Source organism: Vibrio sp. D173a, assembly GCF_030248475.1.
This window is the reverse complement of sequence record NZ_JAHGAH010001264.1, coordinates 1-868: the sequence shown is the minus strand read 5'-3', so window position 1 is coordinate 868 and position 868 is coordinate 1. Positions and strand designations below refer to the sequence as shown.

The window sequence follows — 868 nt, the reverse complement described above, 5'->3', positions numbered from 1 at the left end:
AGTGGAGTCTAAGTTGGCAATGGCTGATAGAGCCTTGGTCGATGAAGTCATCACCATTGCTCAGCGAGCACAACAAGATTGGCGTAAAACGCCACCAGCAAAACGCGCACAGATTTTCGCTAAATTTAAAGTGTTGGTGGAAGACAACGCAGAAAAACTGTGCGAGTTGATAGGTAAAGAGCATGGCAAGATAAGCCACGACGCGATGGGGGAGCTGATCCGCGGGATTGAAAACATTGAGTATGCTGCTGGGGTTCCTGAACTGCTTAAAGGTGAATTCAGTAAAGATGTTGCAGGCCAAATTGATTCTTGGAGTCAATTCGAGCCACTTGGGGTTGTTGTTGGTATCACGCCATTTAACTTCCCGGCGATGGTGCCGCTTTGGATGTACCCGATGGCGATTGCTTGCGGCAACAGTTTTATTCTCAAACCTTCTGAACGCGTGCCTTCAGCGCAGCTATTCCTAGCGCAGCTTCTTCAGCAAGCTGGCCTGCCAGACGGTGTGTTCAATGTGATTAATGGCGACAAGCTGGTGGTAGACGCGCTGCTAGAAGATCCACGAGTGGAAGCTGTCAGCTTTGTGGGTTCAACACCGATTGCTCATTACGTTTATCAAGAAGCCGCGCGTTATGGCAAGCGATGCCAGGCATTAGGTGGTGCGAAAAACCATGCGATTGTGATGCCAGATGCTGATTTGGATAACGCCGTGGACCAATTGATTGGAGCTGCTTTTGGCTCTTCTGGCGAGCGTTGTATGGCGCTATCCGTTGCAGTGGCGGTTGGAGATGAAGTTGCAGATGCACTGATTGCTAGACTGACAGAGCAGATGAGCTCTATCAAAGTTGGCCACTATGCCGAGAAAGAGAAC

At 49.8% G+C, this 868-nt stretch carries 1 protein-coding gene; it reads left to right on the top strand.

The genetic code is table 11. The annotated features are described in order from the left end of the window. The coding region (locus tag KIV40_RS32735; protein ID WP_285353538.1) for an aldehyde dehydrogenase family protein at positions 1–868 on the top strand (868 nt) is incomplete at both ends.